This window comes from Dellaglioa sp. BT-FLS60 (assembly GCF_054941065.1).
Genome location: NZ_JBSOLI010000027.1, coordinates 1 through 21,295, shown reverse-complemented (window position 1 = coordinate 21,295; position 21,295 = coordinate 1). Strand labels below are relative to the sequence as shown.

Below are 21,295 nucleotides of genomic sequence, written 5' to 3'. Positions count from 1 at the left end.
GGAGAATGATTATGGCAACTTTAGATGCACACGAAATTATTAATTTTATTAGTAATTCAAAAAAGAAAACACCAGTGAAGGTCTATGTTAAAGGTGATTTAACAGGGATTAAAGTACCAGATACAATTGAAGACTACTTAAATGACAAAGCGGGTGTTTTATTTGGGGATTGGGCAGATGTTGAACCTTTCCTAAAAGCAACATCAGAAATTACAAGTTCTCATATTGAAAATGAAACACGCAATTCAGCTGTTCCATTATTGGATTTGAAAAAATTTAATGCTCGAATTGAACCAGGTGCAGTGATTCGTGACCAAGTTTTAATTGGGGACAATGCTGTTATTATGATGGGTGCTATCATTAATATTGGTGCAGAAATTGGTAAAGGTACAATGATTGATATGGGTGCTGTTTTAGGTGGCCGTGCAATTGTTGGGGATAACTGTCATATTGGTGCCGGAACAGTCCTTGCCGGAGTTGTTGAACCACCTTCAGCGACACCCGTTATTATTGAAGATGATGTTTTAATCGGTGGTAATGTTGTTGTTCTTGAAGGTGTTCGTGTTGGTAAAGGTGCCGTTGTTGGTGCTGGCGCTGTTGTGACTAAAGATGTGGCGCCTTATACAGTAGTTGTCGGAATGCCCGCCAAAAAAATTAAAGATATTGATGATAAAACAAAAGATAAAACAGAAATTTTAGCAGAATTACGTAATATCTAGAGACGAATTAGAGAGGTACAGATGGAAATGAGTTTAACAACTGAAGAACTAATTAAAATTAGACGGGATTTACATCAGATTCCAGAAATTGGATTAGAAGAATTTGAAACTCAAGCCTATTTATTGAACTTAATTTCAAAATTTAATCAAGATTTTATGACAATTAAAACGGTTGAAACTGGTATTTTAGTGCGATTATCGGGTTCGACGGGGCATTATACGATTGGATATCGAACTGATATTGATGGGCTGCCAGTTGCTGAGAAGACTGGGCTACCATTTGCATCACGAAATGAGGGCAGAATGCATGCCTGTGGACATGATATTCATATGACAGTTGCATTAGGAATTCTGAATTACTTTTCAGAAAATCAACCGGCAGCAAATATGACGTTTATTTTTCAACCAGCTGAAGAAAATGCTAGTGGCGGTAAACGCCTCTATGAGAGTGGCTTATTAGATGAGTGGATGCCTGATGAGATTTATGCTTTTCATGATAATCCGCAGTTACCTGCTGGGACAATTGGAACGCGATTAGGCACTTTATTTGCAGGAACATGTGAAATTCATGCGCATTTAACGGGTAAAAGTGGGCATGCTGCCTATCCGCATCAAGCTAACGATATGGTTGTTGCGGGGGCACAGTTAGTGACTCAATTGCAAACAATTGTCAGTCGAAATGTTGACCCCATTCAATCTGGAGTCGTTACGTTAGGCCAATTTACAGCAGGAACTACCGGCAATGTGATTGCTGGTGAAGCACAAATTAACGGGACAATTCGTGCATTAACACAAGAAATGAATGTATTAATCCAAAAACGAGTAAAAACAATTTGTGAAGGTGTTGCATTAACGTACGGTTGCGAAGTAGAGTTGAATTTAATTCAAGGTGGTTATTTACCAGTTGAAAATGATGAAAACAAGACTGAAAACTTTATTAATTTTATGAAAAATGACCCAGAAGTTTCATTTGTGGAAACTCAGCCAGCAATGACCGGCGAAGATTTTGGGTTTTTATTGTCAAAAATACCTGGAACTATGTTTTGGTTGGGTGTGGATAGTCCTTATTCACTTCACTCTGAATTTTTGGCGCCAAAAGAATCTGCTATTGATGCAGGGGTTCTTGCAATGACTCACTTTTTAACGGATAGAGATCAACAAATAGCTAAATAACTAAAAATGACTCAATTATGAACACTTCAGAAGTGTCTCATAATTGGGTCATTTTTAGTTAAGTGTAATAGGTGAATTTAAAATGTGCATATGAGCTTCATTTAGCGCTGTCAGGTAACCAGCTAGGAATGTTCGTTGGATAGGTGCTTGTTCCCCATTCAGAGTGAACACAACGACTCTAAAGACTAAATTTCCTTTTCCAAGGTCCACCAAGCCCAAAATATTTGGACCATCTTTAATTTCTGGATGAAGTGGGACTAATTTTTCATTAACACTTTGGACGATTTGAGTAATTTTATCAACGTCATCGGCGACATCAATTCTGATATCAATGACTGCTCGCATATTGTTGCGTGATAAATTGCTGACAATTGTGATATTTCGATTTGGAACAAAATGTAAAATACCATCATAATCTTCAATTTGAGTTGTCCGTAATCCAACGGCTACGATAGGGCCTTCGATAGTATCAATTCTAACGATATCACCGACATCAAATTGTTGTTCTAAAAGAATAAAGAAGCCAGTTACGACATCTGTTACAAATCCCTGTGCACCAAGGCCTAAGGCCACACTTAAAATTCCAGCACCGGCGATTAAGGTGCCTACGGGAACGCCAAGTACGGAAAGAATAGCGTAGAAATAGAAGAATAACATCACGTAATGAAACAGATTTGATGTTAATGAATTGATCGTTCTAACTCTATTTGTCGAGTATTTATCGGATTCTCGATATCGAGTAAAAGTGCGACGAATAATTTTTTTTCCAATCCAATTAATGAGAATAAATAAGAAAGAGAAAAAAATAAGTGAGGATGCTAGTTCAACTAAATGGCTAATAATTGAATCCCAATTAATGCTAGCGATGTAACGCGAAAGAAAGTTACTTTGTTTTGTAACAGTCTTTGTTAAGGTACCTAAAATCAAGTTATTTTTTGAGAAGTGTTCTAAAAAAAGATTGTTCAAAATTTTACTCACCCCTAAATTTATTTATTGGTATTATCATAGCAAACATATGACGCAATGTGTAATTTAAATACTGAAAAGGCGCATGTTATCGATTGCAGTTTAGAGGCTCGAATGCTATTCTATAAGTAGATTTTGTATTATTGTACATATAGTAAATAAGTTTTAGATTTAGACAGGAGGAATTATTATGACAGGTGGACAAATTGCAGGATTAATTGCCGCTATTGCTTTCGCGGTTTTAGTTCTATTTATTATATTCGTTCTGATGCGAATGATGCGAACACTAGGAGAAGTTAATAAAAGCATTTCAGCTATTACTGATGATGTTGATGGGTTGTCAGGAGAAGTTGAAAGTATACTCGTGAAATCAAATGTTTTATTAGATGATGTGAATGGTAAAGTGGCAACGATTGATCCGTTATTTCAAGCAGTTGCTGACTTAAGTGAGAGTGTATCTGATTTGAATGATGCAAGTCGTGATTTGGTATCGCACGTTTCATCGACATCAAAAAAAGCCAGAAATTCATCAGCTTTCATTAACGTTGGTAAAAAAGCATTTGATTTTTATAAAAATAGAAAAGTTTAAGTCAGGGAGGGTTTAATATGTCAAAAAAATTCTTATTAGGATTAGCAATTACAGGTGGGGTTGCCGCATACGTGGCTTCTAAATTGGTTTCTGAAAAAACGAAACAAGATATTAAAAATCAAATCGAAGAAAAAGCCTTGGATGCACGCGATCTTGTGTTAGAGTATAAAGCTTACGCTGAAGATGCTAGCGATAATTTAAAAGGTAGATTGAGTAATTTGGATGAAATAAAAAATAACCTGAGTGATAAAATTTCTGAAAAAAGTGATTTAATCATGAGTCAAGATGCTTATGTGAATGCTAAAGAGGCATTAATTAAAGCAAAAAATGATTTAAAAAATAAATTAGCTATGGAATCAGACGGTATTTTTGAACAAATGACTGATTTAACAGATGATTTTTCAGACTTAGCTGATGAAGATATTTATGTTGATAGTAAAAGTGCATTTGGTGAAGCTAAAGATGCCGATGAAGCAGAAGGAAAAGCTGAAACAATCTATCCAGATGGATGGACAGGCGAAAAATAGAAAATAGCGATGAAAAAGACTCATTACAATTTGTAATGAGTCTTTTTTAATTAATGAAGTTCAATTGTTTGTAATGTTTTTGGTGTAAATGTGAAGGCTTCGTTACCATTTTCAGTTATATGAACACAGTCCTCAATACGGACACCGGCAACGCCTGGGATGTAGATGCCTGGTTCAATTGAGAAGCACATACCAGGTTTAAGTTCCATTTTATTTCCTTCCATAATTGAAGGGAATTCATGTTCACTTTGACCCATACCATGACCTAGTCGATGAATAAAGTAGTCACCATAACCAGCTTTAACAATGATATCGCGAGCAATTTTATCTAGATCTTCAGCAATCATACCGGGTTTAGCGGCAGCTTGTGCTGTTAATTGAGCTTCAAGACAAACTTTATGAATTTCTAATGATTTTTCATTTGGTTTACCAAAAGCAACGGTACGACTAGCATCTGAAATATAACCGTCTGAGATAACCCCTAAATCGAACAAGGTTAAGGCATTTGGTTGAATCAAATCTTTTTTTGCAAAGCCATGAGGTTCTGCAGCATTTTTGCCACTTTGCACAATTGTATCAAAACTCATGTGCATGACACCTTGTTTCATCATTGCGTATTCAATTTCAGCAACAATATCTTGTTCAGTTCTATTTTCTTGAAGGGCTTTGAAGCCAACTTCAAAAGCAACATCTGCCCATTTTCCGGCGACTTTTAATTTTTCAATCTCGTCGGGTGTTTTAATGACTTTGAGGGTTTCAATGAAGCCTGTTGCATCAGCAACGAATTCTGCACTTGGGAAAATACGACGGATAGCGTCATAACGTTCAACAGTTAAGCTACCTTTTTCAATAGCCCATTTTTTTGGTGAATTCTGACGTTTATTAATTTCACCTTGAATGATTGCAAAGGCATCTTCATGGTCAAGGTAGCCATAGACTGGATATTTCCAGCCGGTATCTTTGGCAGCTTCAACTTCAAGAGCGGGTGTAAATAAGAATGGGTCTTGGTCAGGGAATACAAAGAGTGCTAAAACACGCTCAATAGGATCACTTTCAAAACCGGTAAAATATTGGATACTCATAGGGTCGTTGATATAAGCAATGTCTGTACCATTATTGGCAAGCCATTGTTGTAAAGATGCAATATGTGACATGAAATCTCTCCCTTTACAATAGTATACTGCATTATAACATAAGTCAGGAATAACGCAGAAACATCGGAATTTTCATTAAATAAAATTTATTTTCATGAAAATAAGGTAAAAACGCTTGCAATTGTCTTGAAAATTTGCTAAATTATTCTAGTGCTTGAAAACGGAATGAAAACTTGATATTTAAGTAATGAGAGGGAATAATACTAATGGATAAACAAACAATTACAATTTATGATGTAGCAAGAGAAGCAGCTGTTTCAATGGCTACCGTTTCACGTGTGGTTAACGGTAACCCAAATGTTAAACCTGCAACAAGAAAGAAAGTTTTAGAAGTCATTGATCGTCTTGATTACAGACCTAATGCGGTTGCCAGAGGATTGGCAAGTAAGAAAACGACAACAGTTGGGGTTATTATTCCTGATGTGACTAATATTTACTTTTCATCATTAGCTCGTGGAATTGATGATGTTGCAACAATGTATAAATATAATATTATTTTAGCTAATTCTGATCAAAATGGTCAAAAAGAAGTGCAAGTTTTAAACACATTATTAGCAAAACAAGTTGATGGTATTATTTTCATGGGTAATAAAATTACGGATGAGTTACGTGCTGAACTTAAGAGAAGTCGCACACCAGTTGTTCTTTCAGGATCAGTTGATCCTACTGGAGAATTAGGTAGTGTAAATATTGATTACGTTGCAGCTGTTATGGAATCAGTGACTGATTTGATTAATAATGGAAATAAACGTATTGCTTTCGTTTCAGGTTCAATGGATGAACCGATTAATGGTGAATATCGTCTTAAAGGCTACAAGATGGCTTTGGAAAAAGCAGGACTAAAATTTGATAAAGAATTGATTTTTGAAACGGATTATTCTTATCGTGCTGGTGAAACATTATGGCCAGCAATTGCTTCAAGTCATGCAACTGCAGCTTTTGTTGGTGACGATGAGTTAGCTGTTGGGGTCTTGAACGGTGCCAGAGATGCTGGGTTACAAGTACCAGAAGATTTTGAAATTATTACAAGTAATGATTCAAAATTAACGGAAATTGTTCGTCCAAAATTATCTTCAATCACGCAACCTTTATATGATTTAGGGGCTGTATCAATGAGATTATTAACAAAATTAATGGATAAAGAAGAAGTTAGTGAAAAAACAATTCAATTACCATATGGATTAATTAAACGTTCTTCAACAAAATAATTTAATAAAAACTTGATTTTCCAAATTTCATTTGGGGTAAATCAAGTTTTTTTATTAGAATTGGATGGGAATTTTCATGAAAAATAAAAACAATATTTACTTTATTTTAGCAATACTAATTATTATCATTCTGTTTATTAGTTCATCAGAAACTTATAAACAGCAGACATCGATTCCTTTCCTCGAAAAATATCTAGCTAATAAACCGTTTGAAAATTTGGTATCGCATATTTCATTTAATTATGCGGGAGAAGATGAAAGTTTTCAAAATGTTGGTTACTTCAAATTAGTGGAGTTTTTTATTCGGAAGGGTGCTCACTTTACAACGTATTTCCTTATGGCTAGTTTTTTATTTTTAGGATTGAAAAATAAAATTAAAAAATGGCGTTATAGTGGCTTAATTGCAGTTGTCTGTGCAGCAGTTTATGCATCACTTGATGAATTTCATCAGAGTCTCACAGGTGGAAGAACGCCTTTAGTTCAAGATGTTGTGCTTGATACGATAGGCGCAACAATAGGTGTCTTATTGACACTATTAATTTTGACACTTTATCAACGTAGAAAGGCTCAGAAGAACTAAATTAGGCTGTTTCGCGCGAATCATGTTGATATTAGATGGTTATTTTGATACTATAGTAAACGGTTAAAAGTAAAAATTCAGAAACATTTCGGAAAGAGGTAGGGAATTATGTCAGGACATTCAAAATGGAATAACATCCAAGGTCGTAAAAATGCACAAGATGCTAAGCGTGGTAAAATATTCCAAAAATTATCGAGAGAAATTTACATGGCTGCAAAAAGTGGTGGTCCTGATCCCGATTCGAACCCCTCATTACGCTTAATGCTTGATAAAGCTAAAGCTGCAAATATGCCTAAAGATAATATTAAACGTGCCATTGATAAAGCATCTGGTTCAGAGGGTGCAGATTATGAAGAAATCACATATGAAGGTTATGCACCAGGTGGTGTCGCTATTTTAGTTCATACATTGACAGATAATCGTAATCGAACTGCTTCAGAAGTTCGTATTGCGTTTACTCGTAATGGTGGGAACTTAGGTGAAACTGGTTCAGTTAACTACATGTTTGATCGTAAAGGATATATTGTTATTTCTCGTGAAGACTTGGATACTGATGAAGATACAATGTTCGAGGACGTTATTGATGCTGGTGCTGAAGATTTAAAAACATCAGAAGAATTATTTGAAATTTATACAGATTCTAAAGATTTACCAGAAGTCCGTGCTTCATTAGAAGGTAAAGGATACAAATTAGCTGTATTCGAATTGGTCATGGTTCCTCAAAATCTTGTACCAGTTCCTGAAGATAAAATTGAACAATTCCATCACATGATTGATGCATTGGAAGACGATGACGATGTTTCAGAAGTATTCCATGCTGGTGATTTATCAAACGAAGAATAAAGTGTATTAAAAATAACGATTAAATGGTCAAAAATAAAATACGCAAAAAAAGCCAGAATTTAAATATTCTGGCTTTTTTTGCGTATTTCAATATAAGGAGAGGAGGAATAGTGAAATGATTGAAACAGAAATGGATGCTATTTTTAAAATTTGCGTCGAAAATAGGGCAAGTGATTTATATATCATTCCAAATGCTAAAGGGTGTTGGGTCAAGTATCGAGTGTTAAATAAGTATTATAATCTTGATGCATGTTCAGAAAAAAAGATGATGCAAATGAATAATTTTCTTAAATTTAAGGCGAATATGATTTTGAGTGAAACAAGACGACCTCAGTTTGGTGCTTTTCAGTGGCAAGTAGGACTCGAACAAGTAAATTGTAGAATTTCAAGCGTCGGCGATTTTTTAGGTCGGGAATCAATTGTTATTCGGTTTATTTATTCAGAGACTGAGGGGGCAGCATTCCGACTTTTACCCAAACAATTTCAACAGTTAGCAGATTTATGCGAATCTAGTGGGTTAATTTTATTTTCAGGTCCAATGGGTTCAGGGAAAACGACAACTATGTATCAATTAGCCGAAATGATACAGAAACAAAGAACCATTTTAACCATTGAGGATCCTGTTGAAATTCTCAACCCTAATTTTATTCAGTTGCAGGTTAATGATAAAGCCAATATGACTTATGCAGAATTAATGAAAGTTGGCTTGAGACATCATCCTGACATTTTTATTATTGGTGAAATTAGGGATGAGTTAACCGCTAATGCAGCCATTAAAGCAGCAATGAGTGGTCATTTAATTTTGAGTACGGTGCATGCCAGAAACGCGGAAGGAACAATTAAGCGACTTGAAAATCTCGGTATTAGTCGCAAGGATTTGACTGAATCATTGCGGGCAGTTAGTTATCAACGACTAATTGAAACAACACAAGGAAAAGAAGGAGTTCTGTTTGATATATTAGCGGGTCAGCATCTGCAGACAGTTTTTGAAAAAACATCTAATCAAGCAACATCTTTGGAAAGGTGGCATAAAAATCTTGATCAATGTGTTAAAAACAACATTATTACGACTGAAACAGCAAATCGTTACCAATAGACGACAATGGGCAATTAAAAAACAAAGTGAATTTTTCGAAGTTTTGGCAGATTTACTAGATTCCGGATTTTCGCTGAGACAAGCCTTAGCCACGACAACAAGATTATTTTCGACAGGTCAGTTAGATATTAAAAAAATTGAAGCAAAGTTAAGGCAAGGAAAACCTTTTTCAGCGGGGATTAAACCCTATATTTCAAGAAGTTCATATTATCAAATTATGATTTCTGAAAAATATGGTGGATTAAATAAAAGTATTGGACAGCTGGGTAAATTGATGGCAGTCAGAGTAAAACAAAAGAGACAATTAAAGCAGCTTCTGCAATATCCAATGATTTTGATGGGTTTATTGGTTGCTTTATATATTGGCATCCAACGATTCATTTTACCCGAAATTAATTATAGTGAATTAGGAAGTACGCCAGCTAATTCTGGTATTAAACTAATTTTATTGAAAAGTATCGTCGCAATTTTTGTGGGTCTAATTGTCTGTTACATGATTAAGACTGCAGTACGTGTTTCAAAGCAAAGTACGATGAATCGACATGTTTGGTATTGCCAAGTGCCAATAATTGGTAAAATTTATCGGGATTATTGTCATTATTATTTAACTTTTAATTTGGGTCTACTTTTAGCAAGTGGACTGAACTTGAATGAAATATGTGATTACTTAAATCAATTCGATCAAAAATCGCTACTGTATCAGTTGGGAAATCAATTAACACGCCATTTTGGAAATGGTGGTAATACGAAACAATTGATTGATAAAAATCCGTTATTTCCAAAAGAATTAACAATATTTATCGCAAAAGGCAACACGCTAGATGTCATGAGTCAGGAATTATTGATGTATTCTGAATTAACTTATCGAAAATTTGAGTCATCTGTTGAAAAAATCATGATTTATGTTCAGCCAATCGCATTTATTATTGTAGCGGCTTGTATTGTTGGTTTATATTTAACGATTCTGTTACCTATGTATCAAACTATGGAGGAAATTCAATGAAAAAAAATAAGAAAAAATTAAAGGCATTTACGCTTGTTGAAATGTTATGTGTACTTTTTATTATTTCACTTTTAATGTTAATTATATTACCTAATATTGGGCATCAGAGAACTAGTGCCAAGCGTGTGAATGATGAAGCATTGGTGAGTGTTGTTCAAACCCAAGTTGATTTGTATGAAAATGAAACACACAATAAATCTATTAATTTTGCTGATTTAGTTTCAGAAAAATATTTAACTGAAAAGCAAGAAAAGGAAGCACAATCAAATCATATTGTTATTTCAAATAATGTCGTTAAAACTGAAAAATAGATTTGAAGCATTTACTTTATTTGAGATGCTTATAACATTAGCAGTTACCAGTGCATGCGGTTTGCTTTTAATGGGGCCGATGGATCAAGTATTGGCGACAGCTAAAGAAAAACAATTTTGGCAAAGTTTTGAACAGCTTTGGCAAAGTGCAGTAGTCGAGGCACCTATGAATAAGTTACCCAGTGTCATTAATTTTAATGATGACAAAATGACCATTATTAATGGAACTGGAAAAATTAAATTAGATTATCCAGAGACGGTGACCGTTAAAAAAAGGGTCAGCATAAAAATAAGTAAAAGTGGCCAAATTACTGGGAAAACAGTTAATTTTAAATCAACATTACCAAACAGAAATCAAAAATTGGTTTTTCAAATTGGATGGGGTCAATTTATTAGAAAGGACGGGGATTAAAATGCGAAAAATGTCAGGAATTGTGCTAGCTGATGCTATTATGACGTTAACAATTGTGGCATCAGGGTTTGGACTATATGTTCAAACGAATCATACATTACGCAAACAAGAGGATACTTGGAATCATAAAGTAACGACTACGCGAAATTTAAGAGAAGTTAGTCAATTATTAAGAATTAAGCCAACAGGCGATTTGGCCAAAATAGTTGATGGTGAGTTACAGAGTGCGACTAAATCTGAAATTCGAATTAAATCTGGGGCTGAATTAGTCAGTGTTAAATTAAATTGAAAGGTTTCTCACTATTAGAAACAATTGTCGCTTTAGGTATTTTTGTCATTTCGCTTAGTCTGATGATGACATGCTGGAAGTTATGCGCGAACCAATGTCAAGAAAACACTGGGAATAGTGAGTTTTCATTACAGCAATGCATCGGATTATTAGAATCAGATCAGCTAAATCTAAAGATAATAGATGTGGGTAAATATACAATTTCAATGAAAAATGACAAAACAGGGGCGCGTTATTATCTGAGTCAGCATGATGAAATGATTCAATTTGTTGGTTTTTCTGGAGGCCATGTGCCCATTTTATATCATGTAAAGTCATTTTCAATTGAATATGACGAGCCTATTTTATTCTTGAAAATTAAGCAAGAACGTCAAAATAGGACTTTAAAATTGGTAATTCCAATGGAAAAGAAGGACCAAAATGCGCAAAAATAAATTATTGAAGGGACATTTAGTTGTATCAGCCATATTTTGTTTAATGATGATGATTATTTTATTACTTGGTCAGCTATTATATTTTCATACTAAAATTGCTAGTTATCAAAAGATATGTCATTATAATCAAGCAGAAACGATGAAAAATATGACTATTTTAAATCAAAAATCTAAAAAATCAAATGAAAAGTACGACTATAATTTAGGTGTGGTTGAATGCCAAAAAGAAACTTATCGAGTGACTTTAAGGAATGGCAACCAATATTCTTTTTCTGAAAAATGATAAAAAAGCAACTTAACTTGAATTGAGAATTGAAAATCGTTAAACTGAAACGAGCAAATAAATTCAAGGAGTGATTTTATGTCATTAGAAGAAATTGAAATGAACTTTAATCAAATTAGCGAAACAATTGACATTTTACAAAAAAGTTTGGAAATCACTTATTTGGATGCGTTTATTGAGACTAGCAATAATTTGTTAGACAATAAATCAACGCATGTAGAAGATGGGTTACCGAACGAACAAGATGTAAAGTTATTGAATCAAATTTACAAAAAAATGAATTTAGATACGCTATCATCAGAAGATGTACGCAAAGTTGTGCAATTAATTTTACTAAAAGCAACAAGAAAAGAAAGAATTCAGCCTAATCATCAAATGACGCCAGACACGATTGGCTTTTTGGCTGCATTTGTTTTAGAAAAATTAATGGATTCAAAGAAAACGTTTAGTCTATTGGATATTACAGTTGGTTCAGGTAATTTATTGACAACTGTTTTAAATCAAATGACTGCAGATCACTTTAAAATTTCTAAAGCATACGGTGTTGATAACGATGACACCATGCTATCAATTGCTGGACTAAGCGGTCAATTACAACGGCTGAACCTTGAATTATTTCACCAAGATGCAATTGATGATTTAATTGTAAAAAAATCGGACGTCGTTATAGCAGACTTGCCGATTGGTTATTATCCATTAGATGAAAGAGTCACTCATTTTGCTACGCATGCGACTGAAGGCCATTCATATGTTCACCACTTATTAATTGAACAATCAATTAATTATTTGAATGAAGGTGGCTTTGGGGTCTATCTAGTACCAACAGGCTTATTTGAAACAGAAGAAGCTAAAAAGTTATTAACTTATATTCAGGCTAATGCCTATCTTCAAGGGATGCTTAATCTGCCAGTTGAATTATTTAGTTCAGCTAATTCACGTAAATCAATTTTAATTTTGCAAAAGCACGGGAACAATAGTGCACAAGTTGATGAAGTATTATTAGGTGATTTTCCATCATTAAAAGATGAAAAGCAGTTTCAAGGTTTTGTTAAGACACTAGATAAGTGGATTCAAACAAATTTTAACAACAAATAAAGTAACTCATATTGTGAGTTACTTTTTTGTTATTAAAATTTTTCTTTGGATATGGGTAAACGTCGTGTATAATTTGTCTAATTACATAGAGGGAGTTGAATAACAATGACAGAAAAAAGTTCAGACGAGTACCATTCTAGAGGATTAAAAAGCCGTCATGTTCAACTAATCGCAATTGGTGGAACAATAGGGACTGGATTATTCTTGGGAGCAGGTCAATCTATTCATTTGGCTGGGCCATCTATTTTGCTAGCCTATCTCATTACAGGGATTGCATGTTTTCTTTTAATGCGTTCGCTGGGTGAACTTTTATTATCAAATGTGAATTCACATTCGTTTATTGATTTTATTTATGAATATTTAGGTGAAAAAGTAGGCTTTATAGCTGGCTGGACTTATTGGATTTGCTGGGTAACAATTGCAATGTCAGAAATTACCGCAGTTGGTTTGTATATGAAGTTTTGGTTTCCTAACTTACCGCAATGGATTCCCGGTATGATAATGTTACTCATTCTTTTGGGAATCAATTTAGTTACGGTAGGATTGTTCGGCGAAACAGAATTTTGGTTCGCCCTTATTAAAATTGTTGCTATAATTGCATTGATTTGTGTGGGTATTTATATGGTTGCCGTGAATTTTAAAACGACAGCTGGACATGCTAGTTTGACGAATTTAGTCAGTCATGGTGGCTTTTTCCCCCAAGGAATTAAAGGCTTTATTCTATCATTCCAGATGGTGTTATTTAGTTTTGTGGGTATTGAGATGGTGGGATTAACAGCTGCAGAAACTGAAAATCCAATGAAGGTTATTCCTGAGGCAATTAATGAAATACCATTAAGAATTATTTTATTTTATATGGGTTCATTGCTGGCAATCATTGCCATTTATCCTTGGAATATGATTTCAGAATCTCAAAGTCCATTTGTTCAAGTATTTGAAAATATTGGTATAAAATCGGCTGCTAGTATTATTAATGTCGTTGTTATTACGGCTGCTGCATCCGCTTGTAATGGCTCTTTATTCAGTACGGGTAGAATGTTATTCTCCTTGAATTACAATAAGAAAAATAAATTCTCTAAAAAAATTAGCACATTATCACATAATCAAGTTCCGGCATTTGCACTGAAATTTTCGACAATTGTGATTGCAATTTCAGTTGTGCTGAATATGTTTATGTCAGCATCTGTGTTTACATTTATCTCAAGTATTGCAACGACATGTTTCTTGTTCATTTGGGGCGCAATTGTAATCGCACATTTGAAATATCGACGAAAAATTAAATTAGAAAAAGCGGAAGCAACATTAACATTTAAAATGCCTCTTTTTCCCATTACAAATTACTTGATTTTGGCATTTCTTGCTTTTGTAGGTATTGTATTATGTTTAAAAGCAGACACATTAATCGCACTAATCGCTTCAATTGGTTGGTTATTCGTGTTATATGTTATTAAAAGTGTTCAAATGAAATTTTCAAATTAAAGTTTGACTGGAAGACCGAGTACTTGTTAAGGTCTTTTTTTGTATATTTGGGATATAAATTATAAAATGGTTAAGAAGAGGGTGAAAGGTTATGGTATTTTTTACAGCGGATACACATTTTATGCATGAAAAATTGCTTGGGAACAGTGATTTTGCACCAAGACCGTTCAAAAATATTGATGAGATGGATCAAGCAATTATTAATAATTGGAATGAAGTGGTTACCGACAATGATTTAGTTTATCATCTTGGAGATATTGCAGTGTTGATGGCTAATTCTGGTGGAAATGATGCCATTTTTCAACTTTTAATGCAATTGAATGGTCGAATTACCTTTATAAAAGGGAATCATGATAATCGTTCAGTTATTAATTATATAAAAAAACAAAATATTTTAATCAACGATGAGCCTAAATTTGTATTTCATGATGTTGGTATTTTATTGAAAATGAATCATCACCAACTATTTTTGACGCATTATCCTATGATGTTGGGAATTACAAACAACAGTATTAATTTACACGGTCATATCCATCATTATAGTGTGAATTCTGAGACTAACATTAATGTTGGCATTGATTCGCCGGAAAGTAGTTATTTAAAAAATAAGAAAAAGTTTGGTGCACCATTCACGATGAATGAAATTGAAGTTATGATTAATGGTAAAAAAGATGCATTAAAAAAGCAGAATGAGGCGGATTAATTAATGGAAAAAATAACGATTTTGCATACAAATGACATGCATTCACATTTAGAAAATTGGCCTAAAATGAGACGGTTTTTACAAGCAGAAAAAATAAAACTTGAAAAACAAAATCAAACTGTCTTAACTTTTGATATTGGAGATGCCATTGATCGTGTTCATCCGTTATCTGAAGCAACAAATGGTAAAGCAAATATTGAATTAATGAACGCAGTAGATTATGATGCGGTCACAATTGGTAACAACGAAGGCATTGGTAATTCTCGAGAACAGTTACAACATTTATATGATGATGCAAAATTTGATGTCATTATTGATAATGTGGTGGACGAAGAAATTAGCAGCCGACCTTCATGGGCGAATGAATATAAGATTATTGAAACGATGGCTGGTACTAAAATTGGCGTCATTGCACTAACTGCACCATTTCCAATGTCATATGAAATGAATGGTTGGGAAGCCAATCGGATAGATACTGTTCTGCCAGCACTTTTAAAAAAATTGACGAACAATGTGGACGTTATTGTCTTATTGTCACATTTAGGACTGGGTGTAGATAGAAAAGTGGCTCAAAAATACCCACAGATAGCTATTATATTAGGTAGCCATACTCATCATTTATTAGAATTTGGCGAAAATGTAAACCAATCATTATTGGCCGCCGCAGGTAAATGGGGGATGTACACTGGTGAAGTTTCAATTGAACTTGAGAATCATAAGATTGTAAAAAAATCTGCTAAAGTGATTAAAACCGAAAGCCTGCCCGAAATTATTAGCGATCAATCTGAGATTATAGATTATAGAGCACGCGGCGAGAAAATTTTAAGTTCAGAAGTTATCGCAAAATTACCTGAAGATTTAAAGGCATCATGGACTGAAAATTCAACACTGATGCAAACAACGTTAAAAGCCATTGAAGCAGCTACAAAAACAGATATTGCAATGCTAAACGGTGGGCTACTTTTGAAAGATTTACAAAAAGGTGTTGTGACTAGAAATGATTTACATCAGGCATTACCACATCCAATGCGGGTTATTACTGTTAAATTAACGGGCTATAATTTATGGCGGTTGGTTCAGGAAATTAAAAAAAATAGACCCTTTCTCAAAAAATTTCCAATCAAAGGGATGGGTTTTAGAGGGCAATTATTTGGTGCTGTTATCATTGATGGACTAGTAGAAGTAGACGGTGAATTAATTTATCATGGTCAAAAGATTAATCCTGACGCGCATTATACCATCGTAACGGTTGATCATTTTATGTATATTCCGTTCTTTCCGACTATAGAAATAACGGGAGAAATCTCAATAAATGGCAAGAAATTTTTAAGAGATTACGTTGGGGACTATTTAAAAGCGGAATTTTCTGTATAATGAAGTATGACTAAAGTAGTAAAAGGAGGTTTGAGAGTTGAATCAAGCACAAAAAGAAAAAAGAGAACAACAGCTTGCTATAAAAGCAGAAAAAATTAAAGCTTATGCAAGCGACGTTGTTCGTCAGAGCGAGACTAGAGTATTAATCGATAACCGTCCATATGATCTTGTTACCAATTATAGAGATGGTTTTGAAATAGAGAAATTAACTGAAAGATTCAGTCAAATTTTAACAAAATATGATTATATCGTTGGGGATTGGGGATATGATCAACTTCGATTAAGAGGGTTTTATAAGACTGAAAATAAAAAGGCCTATCGATCACAATGTATTGATACACTTGAAGACTATTTGTATGAATACTGTAATTTTGGATGTTCTTATTTTGTTTTACATAATTTGGAAATTCAAAAGCCCGAACCAATTTCTAATCCTAAAGAGCGTAAAAAAACAGTTAAACCAATTAAGAAAAGAAGAAAACCAGCGGCACAAGCACATACAGCTGAAAAAAAATATCAAATTAAAAACAAGAAACCAAAAGTACAATTAAACAAACCTAAACCAGTTAAATCAAAAAAATCTGTTTCAAAACCGGTAGTAAAACCAGTACCAAAGCGTACAAAAAAACATGAATTTGTAATCAGACAAAAAGATAAATCTTAAATTTAATAAAGAAGGTAATAATAATGGCATATAAAGGTTATATGATTGATTTAGATGGCACAATCTATCGGGGCAAAGAAAAAATTGCAGCTGCAAAAAGATTCATTGATTCTTTGCAAGCTCGGAAAATACCATTTTTGTTCGTGACTAATAATACGACTAAAATGCCAGTGGATGTTGTTGCTAATTTGGCCAATAATTTTGATATACACGTGACAGAAAAAGAAGTTTATACGGCGGCGCTTGCAACTGCAGACTATTTAGAAGCATTAGATCACGATAAAAGAAGTGTCTATATTATTGGGGAACATGGCTTAAAACAAGCAATTATGGATAAAAATTTCACGGTTGAAGAAGCAACACCTGATTACGTGGTCGTGGGATTGGATTCTGATGTCACATACCACAAATTTGAAATGGCTACATTGGCTATTAAGCGTGGTGCTAAATTTATCGGAACGAATGCTGATACTAATATTCCGAATGAACGTGGGCTTCTTCCTGGAGCTGGATCATTGGTGCGGATGGTTGAGTGCACAACGCAACAAAAGGCGACGTATATTGGTAAACCAGAAACAATTATTATGAAAGAAGCATTATTAAGATTGGGCTTAGAGAAAAATGAAGTTGTGATGGTTGGTGATAACTATATGACAGATATTATGGCTGGAATTAATTTTGGTGTTGATACAATGTTAGTTTATACAGGTGTTTCAACGAAAGCATTAGTGGCATCAAAACCAATTAAACCAACCATTCAAATAGATTCACTTGATGATTGGGACTTTGATAATGATAGAGCGCATTAAAAAAACGGGACAGTGGCTAAGTTTATACCTGGCGATTGTCTCTTTTTCTATTATAATTGTGATTAACAGCACATTTATTTATAAAATTTTTGTGAAAGCATCACATCTAGAAAAATTGGTTGGGTTATCTCAGACGGGATTAATAGCTGATTATAAAAGTTTATTAAGTTATTTTAATTATCCGTGGGTCAATAAATTACAAATGACGCTACCATCATCATACAATGGCATGGAGCATTACCATGATGTTAAACAATTATTTCAGTTTAATTATGCCTGCTTTTTAATCTTTGGATTTATCGCAATCCTGTTTATTCGCCAAATGATCAAGCAAAAGGAACTATGGAAATTGATTAGACCATTTCAGATGGCGGCGACTATTCCTTTTCTAAGTGTTTTTTTATTGTTTTTTAATTTTGAATATTATTTTATATTGTTTCATGAACTGATGTTTAGAAATAATGATTGGATATTTAATCCGCAACTGGATCCTATTATTTTGGCATTACCCGAAAATTTTTTTATGATTTGTTTCTTATTAGTTTTTTGTCTAATTGAGTTATGCTTCTTTTTAGGCATGTTTATTGGAAAAAAAGAAATAAAGAAGAGTAAATAAAAATACGAGAACTGTGAGTTAGCCCACAATTCTCGTATTTTTATTTACTAAATTTTGCCTTTAGGCCACTGAATACAGCTGGAATTAATGAAATCAATATAATACCTAGTACGACAAAAGAAAAATGTTCTTGAACGACTGCAATATTACCAAAGAAAAATCCAGCAGCACAACAGACGGATACCCATGCGAAACCACCAATTAGACTGAAATGTAGGAAGCGAGAATATTTAAACCCACTACCACCAACAATGAATGGGGCAAACGTACGGATAATTGGCATAAATCTGGCTAAAATAATAGCTGGGCCACCGTGTTTGTTAAAGAATTGTTCTGTTCTATCAAGGCTATCCTGGCTAATTAACTTACTGAACATGGGATGGTCTGAAATGGAACTTCCTACTTTTTTACCGATAAAAAAGTTTAATGAGTCGCCCGTGTAGGCAGCCATGATAAAAAGTCCTACGAATATCCAAATATTTAAATGATAAATTGGATTGGCGGCTAAGGCACTGGCAGCAAACAAAAGTGAGTCACCTGGCAAGAAAGGTAGAATGACGGCACCGGTCTCAATAAAAATAATAAGGAATAAAATGAGATAGGTCCAGTTACCAAAGTTGTGAACAATGCTGATTAGGTGTGTATCGATATGTAAAACAAAATCTATGAAGAAGTTTATGACAGACATAATTATAAATACCCCTTTAATTCTTTATTTTATTAGCTGAGTACTGTGAATAGTTCTATGGGTCTTCGGATTAATGAAGCTTAAGGCACTAGTTACAGCGGTTGGTGCTTCACCAAAGCCCGCGGCAATCAGGGCTACTTTGCCTGGATATGAGACAATATCTCCTGCAGCAAAAACACCGGGAATTGAAGTAGCCATTTCAGAATTTACTGAAATTAGTTTTTTAGCCATGTCTAATCCCCATGTTTGAATAAGTTTATTATCGGATAAATAGCCATAATTCACAAGTAAATTATCAACAGTTATTGTTTTATTAATATTATCTTTAGAATGTTTCAATGAAATTGCAAGACGTCCATCTTTTTTAGTAAGTGATTCAATAACAAAGGGCGTTTCAAAAATAGTATCAGTTTTTTGTAATTTTGTGACGCTATATTCCAATGCCCTAAAATTAGGCCGACGATGAATCATATGAATCTGATTTGTAATTGGAACTAATTCATTTGCCCAGTCGATAGCAGAGTCACCACCACCGGCAATTGCAATTGTTTTATGAGCAAATTTTGAAAGGTCACTAATATTGTAAAATAAAAATTCATTTTCCAAAGCGGATGCAGTAGGAACTTTTAATTTACGGGGCTGAAAGGACCCAATTCCAGCAGTTATAATAATTGTTCTACTATATGTAATTCGTTTGGAAGTTTTAATTTTGAAAAGATCGTTTTCTTTTTCAAAATGTAAGACTGTTTCATTTAATTTAATATCAGGATTGAATTCGGCTGTTTGATCCGAGAGCTGTTTAATTAAATGTTCACCAGATATACTGGGAAATCCGGCAATATCATAGATTTTTTTTGCGGGATATAATGTATCGACTTGTCCACCAACAGTAGGGAGGCTTTCGATAATTTGTGTTTTAGCTTGCCGCATATGAGCATAGGTTGAGGCGAACAGCCCAATTGGACCAGCACCAATAATAGTAATATCAAATATTTCATTTGTTGTCATAATTGTCTCCTAACAATCTTTCTTAATAACATTATAGTAGTATAACGCATAAAAAATATAAAGTAATAGTAAAATGGAGTGAAGTTGGGTACAATGAAATTATTAAAGTTTGAAGAGGAGGAACAACAATTATGGCATATCCACAATTAGACTTAGAACATGTAGTTGGACCAAAAGTTAAAATGGTTACAAATTATGGGGATATTACAATTCAATTATTTCCTGAACAAGCACCTAAGACGGTAGAAAATTTTATGGGACTTTCAGAACAAGGTTACTATAAAGATGTTATTTTTCACCGAGTGATTTCTGATTTTATGATTCAATCTGGAGATCCAACTGGATCTGGAATGGGTGGCGAAAGTATTTGGGGTAATTCGTTTGAGGATGAGTTCTCACCAGAATTATTTAATTTACGAGGAGCTTTATCAATGGCTAATTCGGGCCCAGCAACAAATGGTAGTCAGTTTTTCATTGTTCAAAATTCAAATGTTCCTGAACAAATGATTACTCAATTGAAGGATGCAAAGTATCCCGAAGAAGCAATTGAAGAATATAGAAATGGTGGAACACCTTGGTTAGATTTTCATCATACGGTATTTGGACAAGTAATCAATGGAATGGAAGTTGTTGACAAGATTGCAAATGCAAAAACAGCTATGCAAGATAAACCAATTGAACCAATTGTAATTAAAGATATGATAGTAACAAAATAAAGAGGATGAAAATCCTTTTTTATTTTGTCACGATTTATTGAAAGGAGTTTTAATGAAATATAGAATTGGGCAAGAAATATCAGGAATTGTAACAGGTATTCAACCATATGGGGCTTTTGTAACTATTTCGGAAGGTGTCCAAGGATTGATTCATATTTCGGAATGTCATAATGGTTATGTGGATAACATATTAAATTATTTAAAAATCAATGAACAAATTACGGTTAAAATTATTGATATTGATGAATATAACGGTAAAATGAGTTTTTCAATTAGAGACTTAGACAGAATAAATAATGATTTTAAAAGCTTTGGGGTTAAGATAGCACATAAATATTATTGGACAAATAGGTCTGTAGATACTGGATTTAAAGCAATTGATGACAAAATAGACTTATGGATTGATCAGCAATTAGATGATATTAAAAGAAATAAGCTTGACCAGGAAAAAGAAAGCTGATATATTAAATAAGTGCTGTTAAGGCGACAATGAATATTATAAATAAAGTATTGACATGAGATATACCAGATGGTATATTAATAAAGCTGATTGATA

Annotated in this window: 27 protein-coding genes; 23 read left to right on the top strand and 4 right to left on the bottom strand. The window is 33.7% G+C overall.

Going from position 1 to position 21,295, the window contains the following annotated elements; genetic code table 11:
- The first annotated feature begins 11 nt into the window (after window positions 1-11).
- Window positions 12-719 (top strand): 2,3,4,5-tetrahydropyridine-2,6-dicarboxylate N-acetyltransferase, encoded by a 708-nt coding sequence (gene dapD, locus ACVQ8P_RS01460; protein WP_462297074.1) that lies wholly within the window; start codon window positions 12-14, stop codon window positions 717-719.
- 27 nt (window positions 720-746) lie between these two features.
- Window positions 747-1,892 carry an N-acetyldiaminopimelate deacetylase gene (locus ACVQ8P_RS01455; protein WP_462297154.1) on the top strand — a complete coding sequence of 382 codons (1,146 nt, stop codon included), beginning with the start codon at window positions 747-749 and terminating at the stop codon, window positions 1,890-1,892.
- Window positions 1,893-1,946: 54 nt separating this feature from the next.
- Here the strand turns inward: ACVQ8P_RS01455 and ACVQ8P_RS01450 are convergent, their stop codons facing one another.
- Window positions 1,947-2,858, bottom strand: a complete 912-nt coding sequence (locus tag ACVQ8P_RS01450) for a mechanosensitive ion channel family protein (protein WP_462297073.1) — start codon at window positions 2,856-2,858, stop codon at window positions 1,947-1,949.
- Window positions 2,859-3,048: 190 nt separating this feature from the next.
- Here ACVQ8P_RS01450 and ACVQ8P_RS01445 point away from each other — a divergent pair, with 190 nt between their 5' ends.
- Both ACVQ8P_RS01445 and ACVQ8P_RS01440 read left to right on the top strand, forming a co-directional pair.
- On the top strand, window positions 3,049-3,447 hold the full coding sequence (locus tag ACVQ8P_RS01445) for a DUF948 domain-containing protein (RefSeq protein WP_462297072.1): 399 nt from the start codon (window positions 3,049-3,051) through the stop codon (window positions 3,445-3,447).
- Window positions 3,448-3,464: 17 nt separating this feature from the next.
- A complete protein-coding gene (locus ACVQ8P_RS01440; protein WP_462297071.1) occupies window positions 3,465-3,974 on the top strand; it encodes a hypothetical protein in 510 nt (169 codons plus the stop codon).
- 50 nt (window positions 3,975-4,024) lie between these two features.
- Here the strand turns inward: ACVQ8P_RS01440 and ACVQ8P_RS01435 are convergent, their stop codons facing one another.
- Window positions 4,025-5,128: a M24 family metallopeptidase gene (locus tag ACVQ8P_RS01435; RefSeq protein ID WP_462297070.1), complete on the bottom strand. Its 1,104-nt coding sequence runs from the start codon at window positions 5,126-5,128 to the stop codon at window positions 4,025-4,027.
- Between the two features lie 206 nt (window positions 5,129-5,334).
- Between ACVQ8P_RS01435 and ccpA the strand changes: the two genes are divergently transcribed.
- From ccpA to ACVQ8P_RS01350, 17 genes are all read left to right on the top strand, one after another.
- Window positions 5,335-6,336, top strand: a complete 1,002-nt coding sequence (gene ccpA / locus ACVQ8P_RS01430; protein ID WP_462297069.1) for a catabolite control protein A — start codon at window positions 5,335-5,337, stop codon at window positions 6,334-6,336.
- Window positions 6,337-6,412: 76 nt separating this feature from the next.
- The gene (locus ACVQ8P_RS01425; protein WP_462297068.1) at window positions 6,413-6,916 is read left to right on the top strand and encodes a VanZ family protein; all 504 of its coding nucleotides are present in this window, start codon (window positions 6,413-6,415) and stop codon (window positions 6,914-6,916) included.
- Between the two features lie 108 nt (window positions 6,917-7,024).
- The gene (locus ACVQ8P_RS01420; protein WP_462297067.1) at window positions 7,025-7,759 is read left to right on the top strand and encodes a YebC/PmpR family DNA-binding transcriptional regulator; all 735 of its coding nucleotides are present in this window, start codon (window positions 7,025-7,027) and stop codon (window positions 7,757-7,759) included.
- 115 nt (window positions 7,760-7,874) lie between these two features.
- The gene (gene comGA, locus ACVQ8P_RS01415) at window positions 7,875-8,855 is read left to right on the top strand and encodes a competence type IV pilus ATPase ComGA (RefSeq protein ID WP_462297066.1); all 981 of its coding nucleotides are present in this window, start codon (window positions 7,875-7,877) and stop codon (window positions 8,853-8,855) included.
- Window positions 8,806-9,858, top strand: a complete 1,053-nt coding sequence (comGB, locus tag ACVQ8P_RS01410; RefSeq protein ID WP_462297065.1) for a competence type IV pilus assembly protein ComGB — start codon at window positions 8,806-8,808, stop codon at window positions 9,856-9,858. The genes comGA and comGB overlap by 50 nt, the downstream gene beginning before the upstream one ends.
- Window positions 9,855-10,169 carry a competence type IV pilus major pilin ComGC gene (gene comGC / locus ACVQ8P_RS01405; RefSeq protein WP_462297064.1) on the top strand — a complete coding sequence of 105 codons (315 nt, stop codon included), beginning with the start codon at window positions 9,855-9,857 and terminating at the stop codon, window positions 10,167-10,169. Before comGB ends, comGC begins: the two co-directional genes overlap by 4 nt.
- Window positions 10,170-10,194: 25 nt before the next feature.
- Window positions 10,195-10,581: a hypothetical protein gene (locus ACVQ8P_RS01400; RefSeq protein ID WP_462297063.1), complete on the top strand. Its 387-nt coding sequence runs from the start codon at window positions 10,195-10,197 to the stop codon at window positions 10,579-10,581.
- A gap of 1 nt (window position 10,582) precedes the next feature.
- Complete coding sequence (locus ACVQ8P_RS01395) at window positions 10,583-10,870, top strand: hypothetical protein (RefSeq protein WP_462297062.1); 288 nt, start codon at window positions 10,583-10,585, stop codon at window positions 10,868-10,870.
- A gap of 62 nt (window positions 10,871-10,932) precedes the next feature.
- Window positions 10,933-11,304, top strand: a complete 372-nt coding sequence (locus tag ACVQ8P_RS01390) for a competence type IV pilus minor pilin ComGF (RefSeq protein ID WP_462297061.1) — start codon at window positions 10,933-10,935, stop codon at window positions 11,302-11,304.
- Window positions 11,291-11,587, top strand: coding sequence for a hypothetical protein (locus tag ACVQ8P_RS01385; RefSeq protein WP_462297060.1), 297 nt, complete (start codon window positions 11,291-11,293; stop codon window positions 11,585-11,587). The genes ACVQ8P_RS01390 and ACVQ8P_RS01385 overlap by 14 nt, the downstream gene beginning before the upstream one ends.
- A 78-nt stretch (window positions 11,588-11,665) precedes the next feature.
- Complete coding sequence (locus tag ACVQ8P_RS01380; protein WP_462297059.1) at window positions 11,666-12,682, top strand: class I SAM-dependent methyltransferase; 1,017 nt, start codon at window positions 11,666-11,668, stop codon at window positions 12,680-12,682.
- Window positions 12,683-12,787: 105 nt separating this feature from the next.
- Entirely contained in the window at window positions 12,788-14,161 is a 1,374-nt protein-coding gene (locus ACVQ8P_RS01375) for an amino acid permease (RefSeq protein ID WP_462297058.1), read from the top strand.
- A 91-nt stretch (window positions 14,162-14,252) separates the two neighbouring features.
- A complete protein-coding gene (locus ACVQ8P_RS01370) occupies window positions 14,253-14,864 on the top strand; it encodes a metallophosphoesterase (protein WP_462297057.1) in 612 nt (203 codons plus the stop codon).
- Between the two features lie 3 nt (window positions 14,865-14,867).
- The gene (locus ACVQ8P_RS01365; RefSeq protein WP_462297056.1) at window positions 14,868-16,238 is read left to right on the top strand and encodes a bifunctional metallophosphatase/5'-nucleotidase; all 1,371 of its coding nucleotides are present in this window, start codon (window positions 14,868-14,870) and stop codon (window positions 16,236-16,238) included.
- A 37-nt stretch (window positions 16,239-16,275) separates the two neighbouring features.
- Window positions 16,276-16,902 carry a YutD family protein gene (locus tag ACVQ8P_RS01360; protein ID WP_462297055.1) on the top strand — a complete coding sequence of 209 codons (627 nt, stop codon included), beginning with the start codon at window positions 16,276-16,278 and terminating at the stop codon, window positions 16,900-16,902.
- A 23-nt stretch (window positions 16,903-16,925) separates the two neighbouring features.
- On the top strand, window positions 16,926-17,711 hold the full coding sequence (locus ACVQ8P_RS01355) for a TIGR01457 family HAD-type hydrolase (RefSeq protein WP_462297054.1): 786 nt from the start codon (window positions 16,926-16,928) through the stop codon (window positions 17,709-17,711).
- The gene (locus tag ACVQ8P_RS01350; protein WP_462297053.1) at window positions 17,695-18,327 is read left to right on the top strand and encodes a TIGR01906 family membrane protein; all 633 of its coding nucleotides are present in this window, start codon (window positions 17,695-17,697) and stop codon (window positions 18,325-18,327) included. The genes ACVQ8P_RS01355 and ACVQ8P_RS01350 overlap by 17 nt, the downstream gene beginning before the upstream one ends.
- 40 nt (window positions 18,328-18,367) lie before the next feature.
- Here ACVQ8P_RS01350 and ACVQ8P_RS01345 read toward each other — a convergent pair whose 3' ends face one another.
- Together ACVQ8P_RS01345 and ACVQ8P_RS01340 are read right to left on the bottom strand one after the other, a co-directional pair.
- Window positions 18,368-19,006 (bottom strand): VTT domain-containing protein, encoded by a 639-nt coding sequence (locus ACVQ8P_RS01345; protein WP_462297152.1) that lies wholly within the window; start codon window positions 19,004-19,006, stop codon window positions 18,368-18,370.
- 33 nt (window positions 19,007-19,039) lie between these two features.
- On the bottom strand, window positions 19,040-20,023 hold the full coding sequence (locus ACVQ8P_RS01340; RefSeq protein ID WP_462297052.1) for an NAD(P)/FAD-dependent oxidoreductase: 984 nt from the start codon (window positions 20,021-20,023) through the stop codon (window positions 19,040-19,042).
- A 131-nt stretch (window positions 20,024-20,154) separates the two neighbouring features.
- Between ACVQ8P_RS01340 and ACVQ8P_RS01335 the strand changes: the two genes are divergently transcribed.
- Entirely contained in the window at window positions 20,155-20,739 is a 585-nt protein-coding gene (locus ACVQ8P_RS01335; protein WP_462297051.1) for a peptidylprolyl isomerase, read from the top strand.
- 52 nt (window positions 20,740-20,791) lie between these two features.
- Complete coding sequence (locus tag ACVQ8P_RS01330; RefSeq protein WP_462297050.1) at window positions 20,792-21,199, top strand: CvfD/Ygs/GSP13 family RNA-binding post-transcriptional regulator; 408 nt, start codon at window positions 20,792-20,794, stop codon at window positions 21,197-21,199.
- The last annotated feature ends 96 nt before the right edge of the window (window positions 21,200-21,295 follow it).

Coding starts and splice junctions, on each gene's coding strand:
- ACVQ8P_RS01375 (WP_462297058.1), top strand. CDS start 12,788: ATGACAGAAAAAAGTTCAGACGAGTACCATTCTAGAGGATTAAAAAGC.
- dapD (WP_462297074.1), top strand. CDS start 12: ATGGCAACTTTAGATGCACACGAAATTATTAATTTTATTAGTAATTCA.
- ACVQ8P_RS01350 (WP_462297053.1), top strand. CDS start 17,695: ATGATAGAGCGCATTAAAAAAACGGGACAGTGGCTAAGTTTATACCTG.
- ACVQ8P_RS01440 (WP_462297071.1), top strand. CDS start 3,465: ATGTCAAAAAAATTCTTATTAGGATTAGCAATTACAGGTGGGGTTGCC.
- comGC (WP_462297064.1), top strand. CDS start 9,855: ATGAAAAAAAATAAGAAAAAATTAAAGGCATTTACGCTTGTTGAAATG.
- ccpA (WP_462297069.1), top strand. CDS start 5,335: ATGGATAAACAAACAATTACAATTTATGATGTAGCAAGAGAAGCAGCT.
- ACVQ8P_RS01330 (WP_462297050.1), top strand. CDS start 20,792: ATGAAATATAGAATTGGGCAAGAAATATCAGGAATTGTAACAGGTATT.
- ACVQ8P_RS01425 (WP_462297068.1), top strand. CDS start 6,413: ATGAAAAATAAAAACAATATTTACTTTATTTTAGCAATACTAATTATT.
- ACVQ8P_RS01420 (WP_462297067.1), top strand. CDS start 7,025: ATGTCAGGACATTCAAAATGGAATAACATCCAAGGTCGTAAAAATGCA.
- ACVQ8P_RS01380 (WP_462297059.1), top strand. CDS start 11,666: ATGTCATTAGAAGAAATTGAAATGAACTTTAATCAAATTAGCGAAACA.
- ACVQ8P_RS01365 (WP_462297056.1), top strand. CDS start 14,868: ATGGAAAAAATAACGATTTTGCATACAAATGACATGCATTCACATTTA.
- ACVQ8P_RS01400 (WP_462297063.1), top strand. CDS start 10,195: ATGCTTATAACATTAGCAGTTACCAGTGCATGCGGTTTGCTTTTAATG.
- ACVQ8P_RS01370 (WP_462297057.1), top strand. CDS start 14,253: ATGGTATTTTTTACAGCGGATACACATTTTATGCATGAAAAATTGCTT.
- ACVQ8P_RS01340 (WP_462297052.1), bottom strand. CDS start 20,023: ATGACAACAAATGAAATATTTGATATTACTATTATTGGTGCTGGTCCA.
- ACVQ8P_RS01445 (WP_462297072.1), top strand. CDS start 3,049: ATGACAGGTGGACAAATTGCAGGATTAATTGCCGCTATTGCTTTCGCG.
- ACVQ8P_RS01435 (WP_462297070.1), bottom strand. CDS start 5,128: ATGTCACATATTGCATCTTTACAACAATGGCTTGCCAATAATGGTACA.
- ACVQ8P_RS01455 (WP_462297154.1), top strand. CDS start 747: ATGAGTTTAACAACTGAAGAACTAATTAAAATTAGACGGGATTTACAT.
- ACVQ8P_RS01390 (WP_462297061.1), top strand. CDS start 10,933: ATGATGACATGCTGGAAGTTATGCGCGAACCAATGTCAAGAAAACACT.
- ACVQ8P_RS01335 (WP_462297051.1), top strand. CDS start 20,155: ATGGCATATCCACAATTAGACTTAGAACATGTAGTTGGACCAAAAGTT.
- ACVQ8P_RS01395 (WP_462297062.1), top strand. CDS start 10,583: ATGCGAAAAATGTCAGGAATTGTGCTAGCTGATGCTATTATGACGTTA.
- comGA (WP_462297066.1), top strand. CDS start 7,875: ATGATTGAAACAGAAATGGATGCTATTTTTAAAATTTGCGTCGAAAAT.
- ACVQ8P_RS01355 (WP_462297054.1), top strand. CDS start 16,926: ATGGCATATAAAGGTTATATGATTGATTTAGATGGCACAATCTATCGG.
- ACVQ8P_RS01385 (WP_462297060.1), top strand. CDS start 11,291: ATGCGCAAAAATAAATTATTGAAGGGACATTTAGTTGTATCAGCCATA.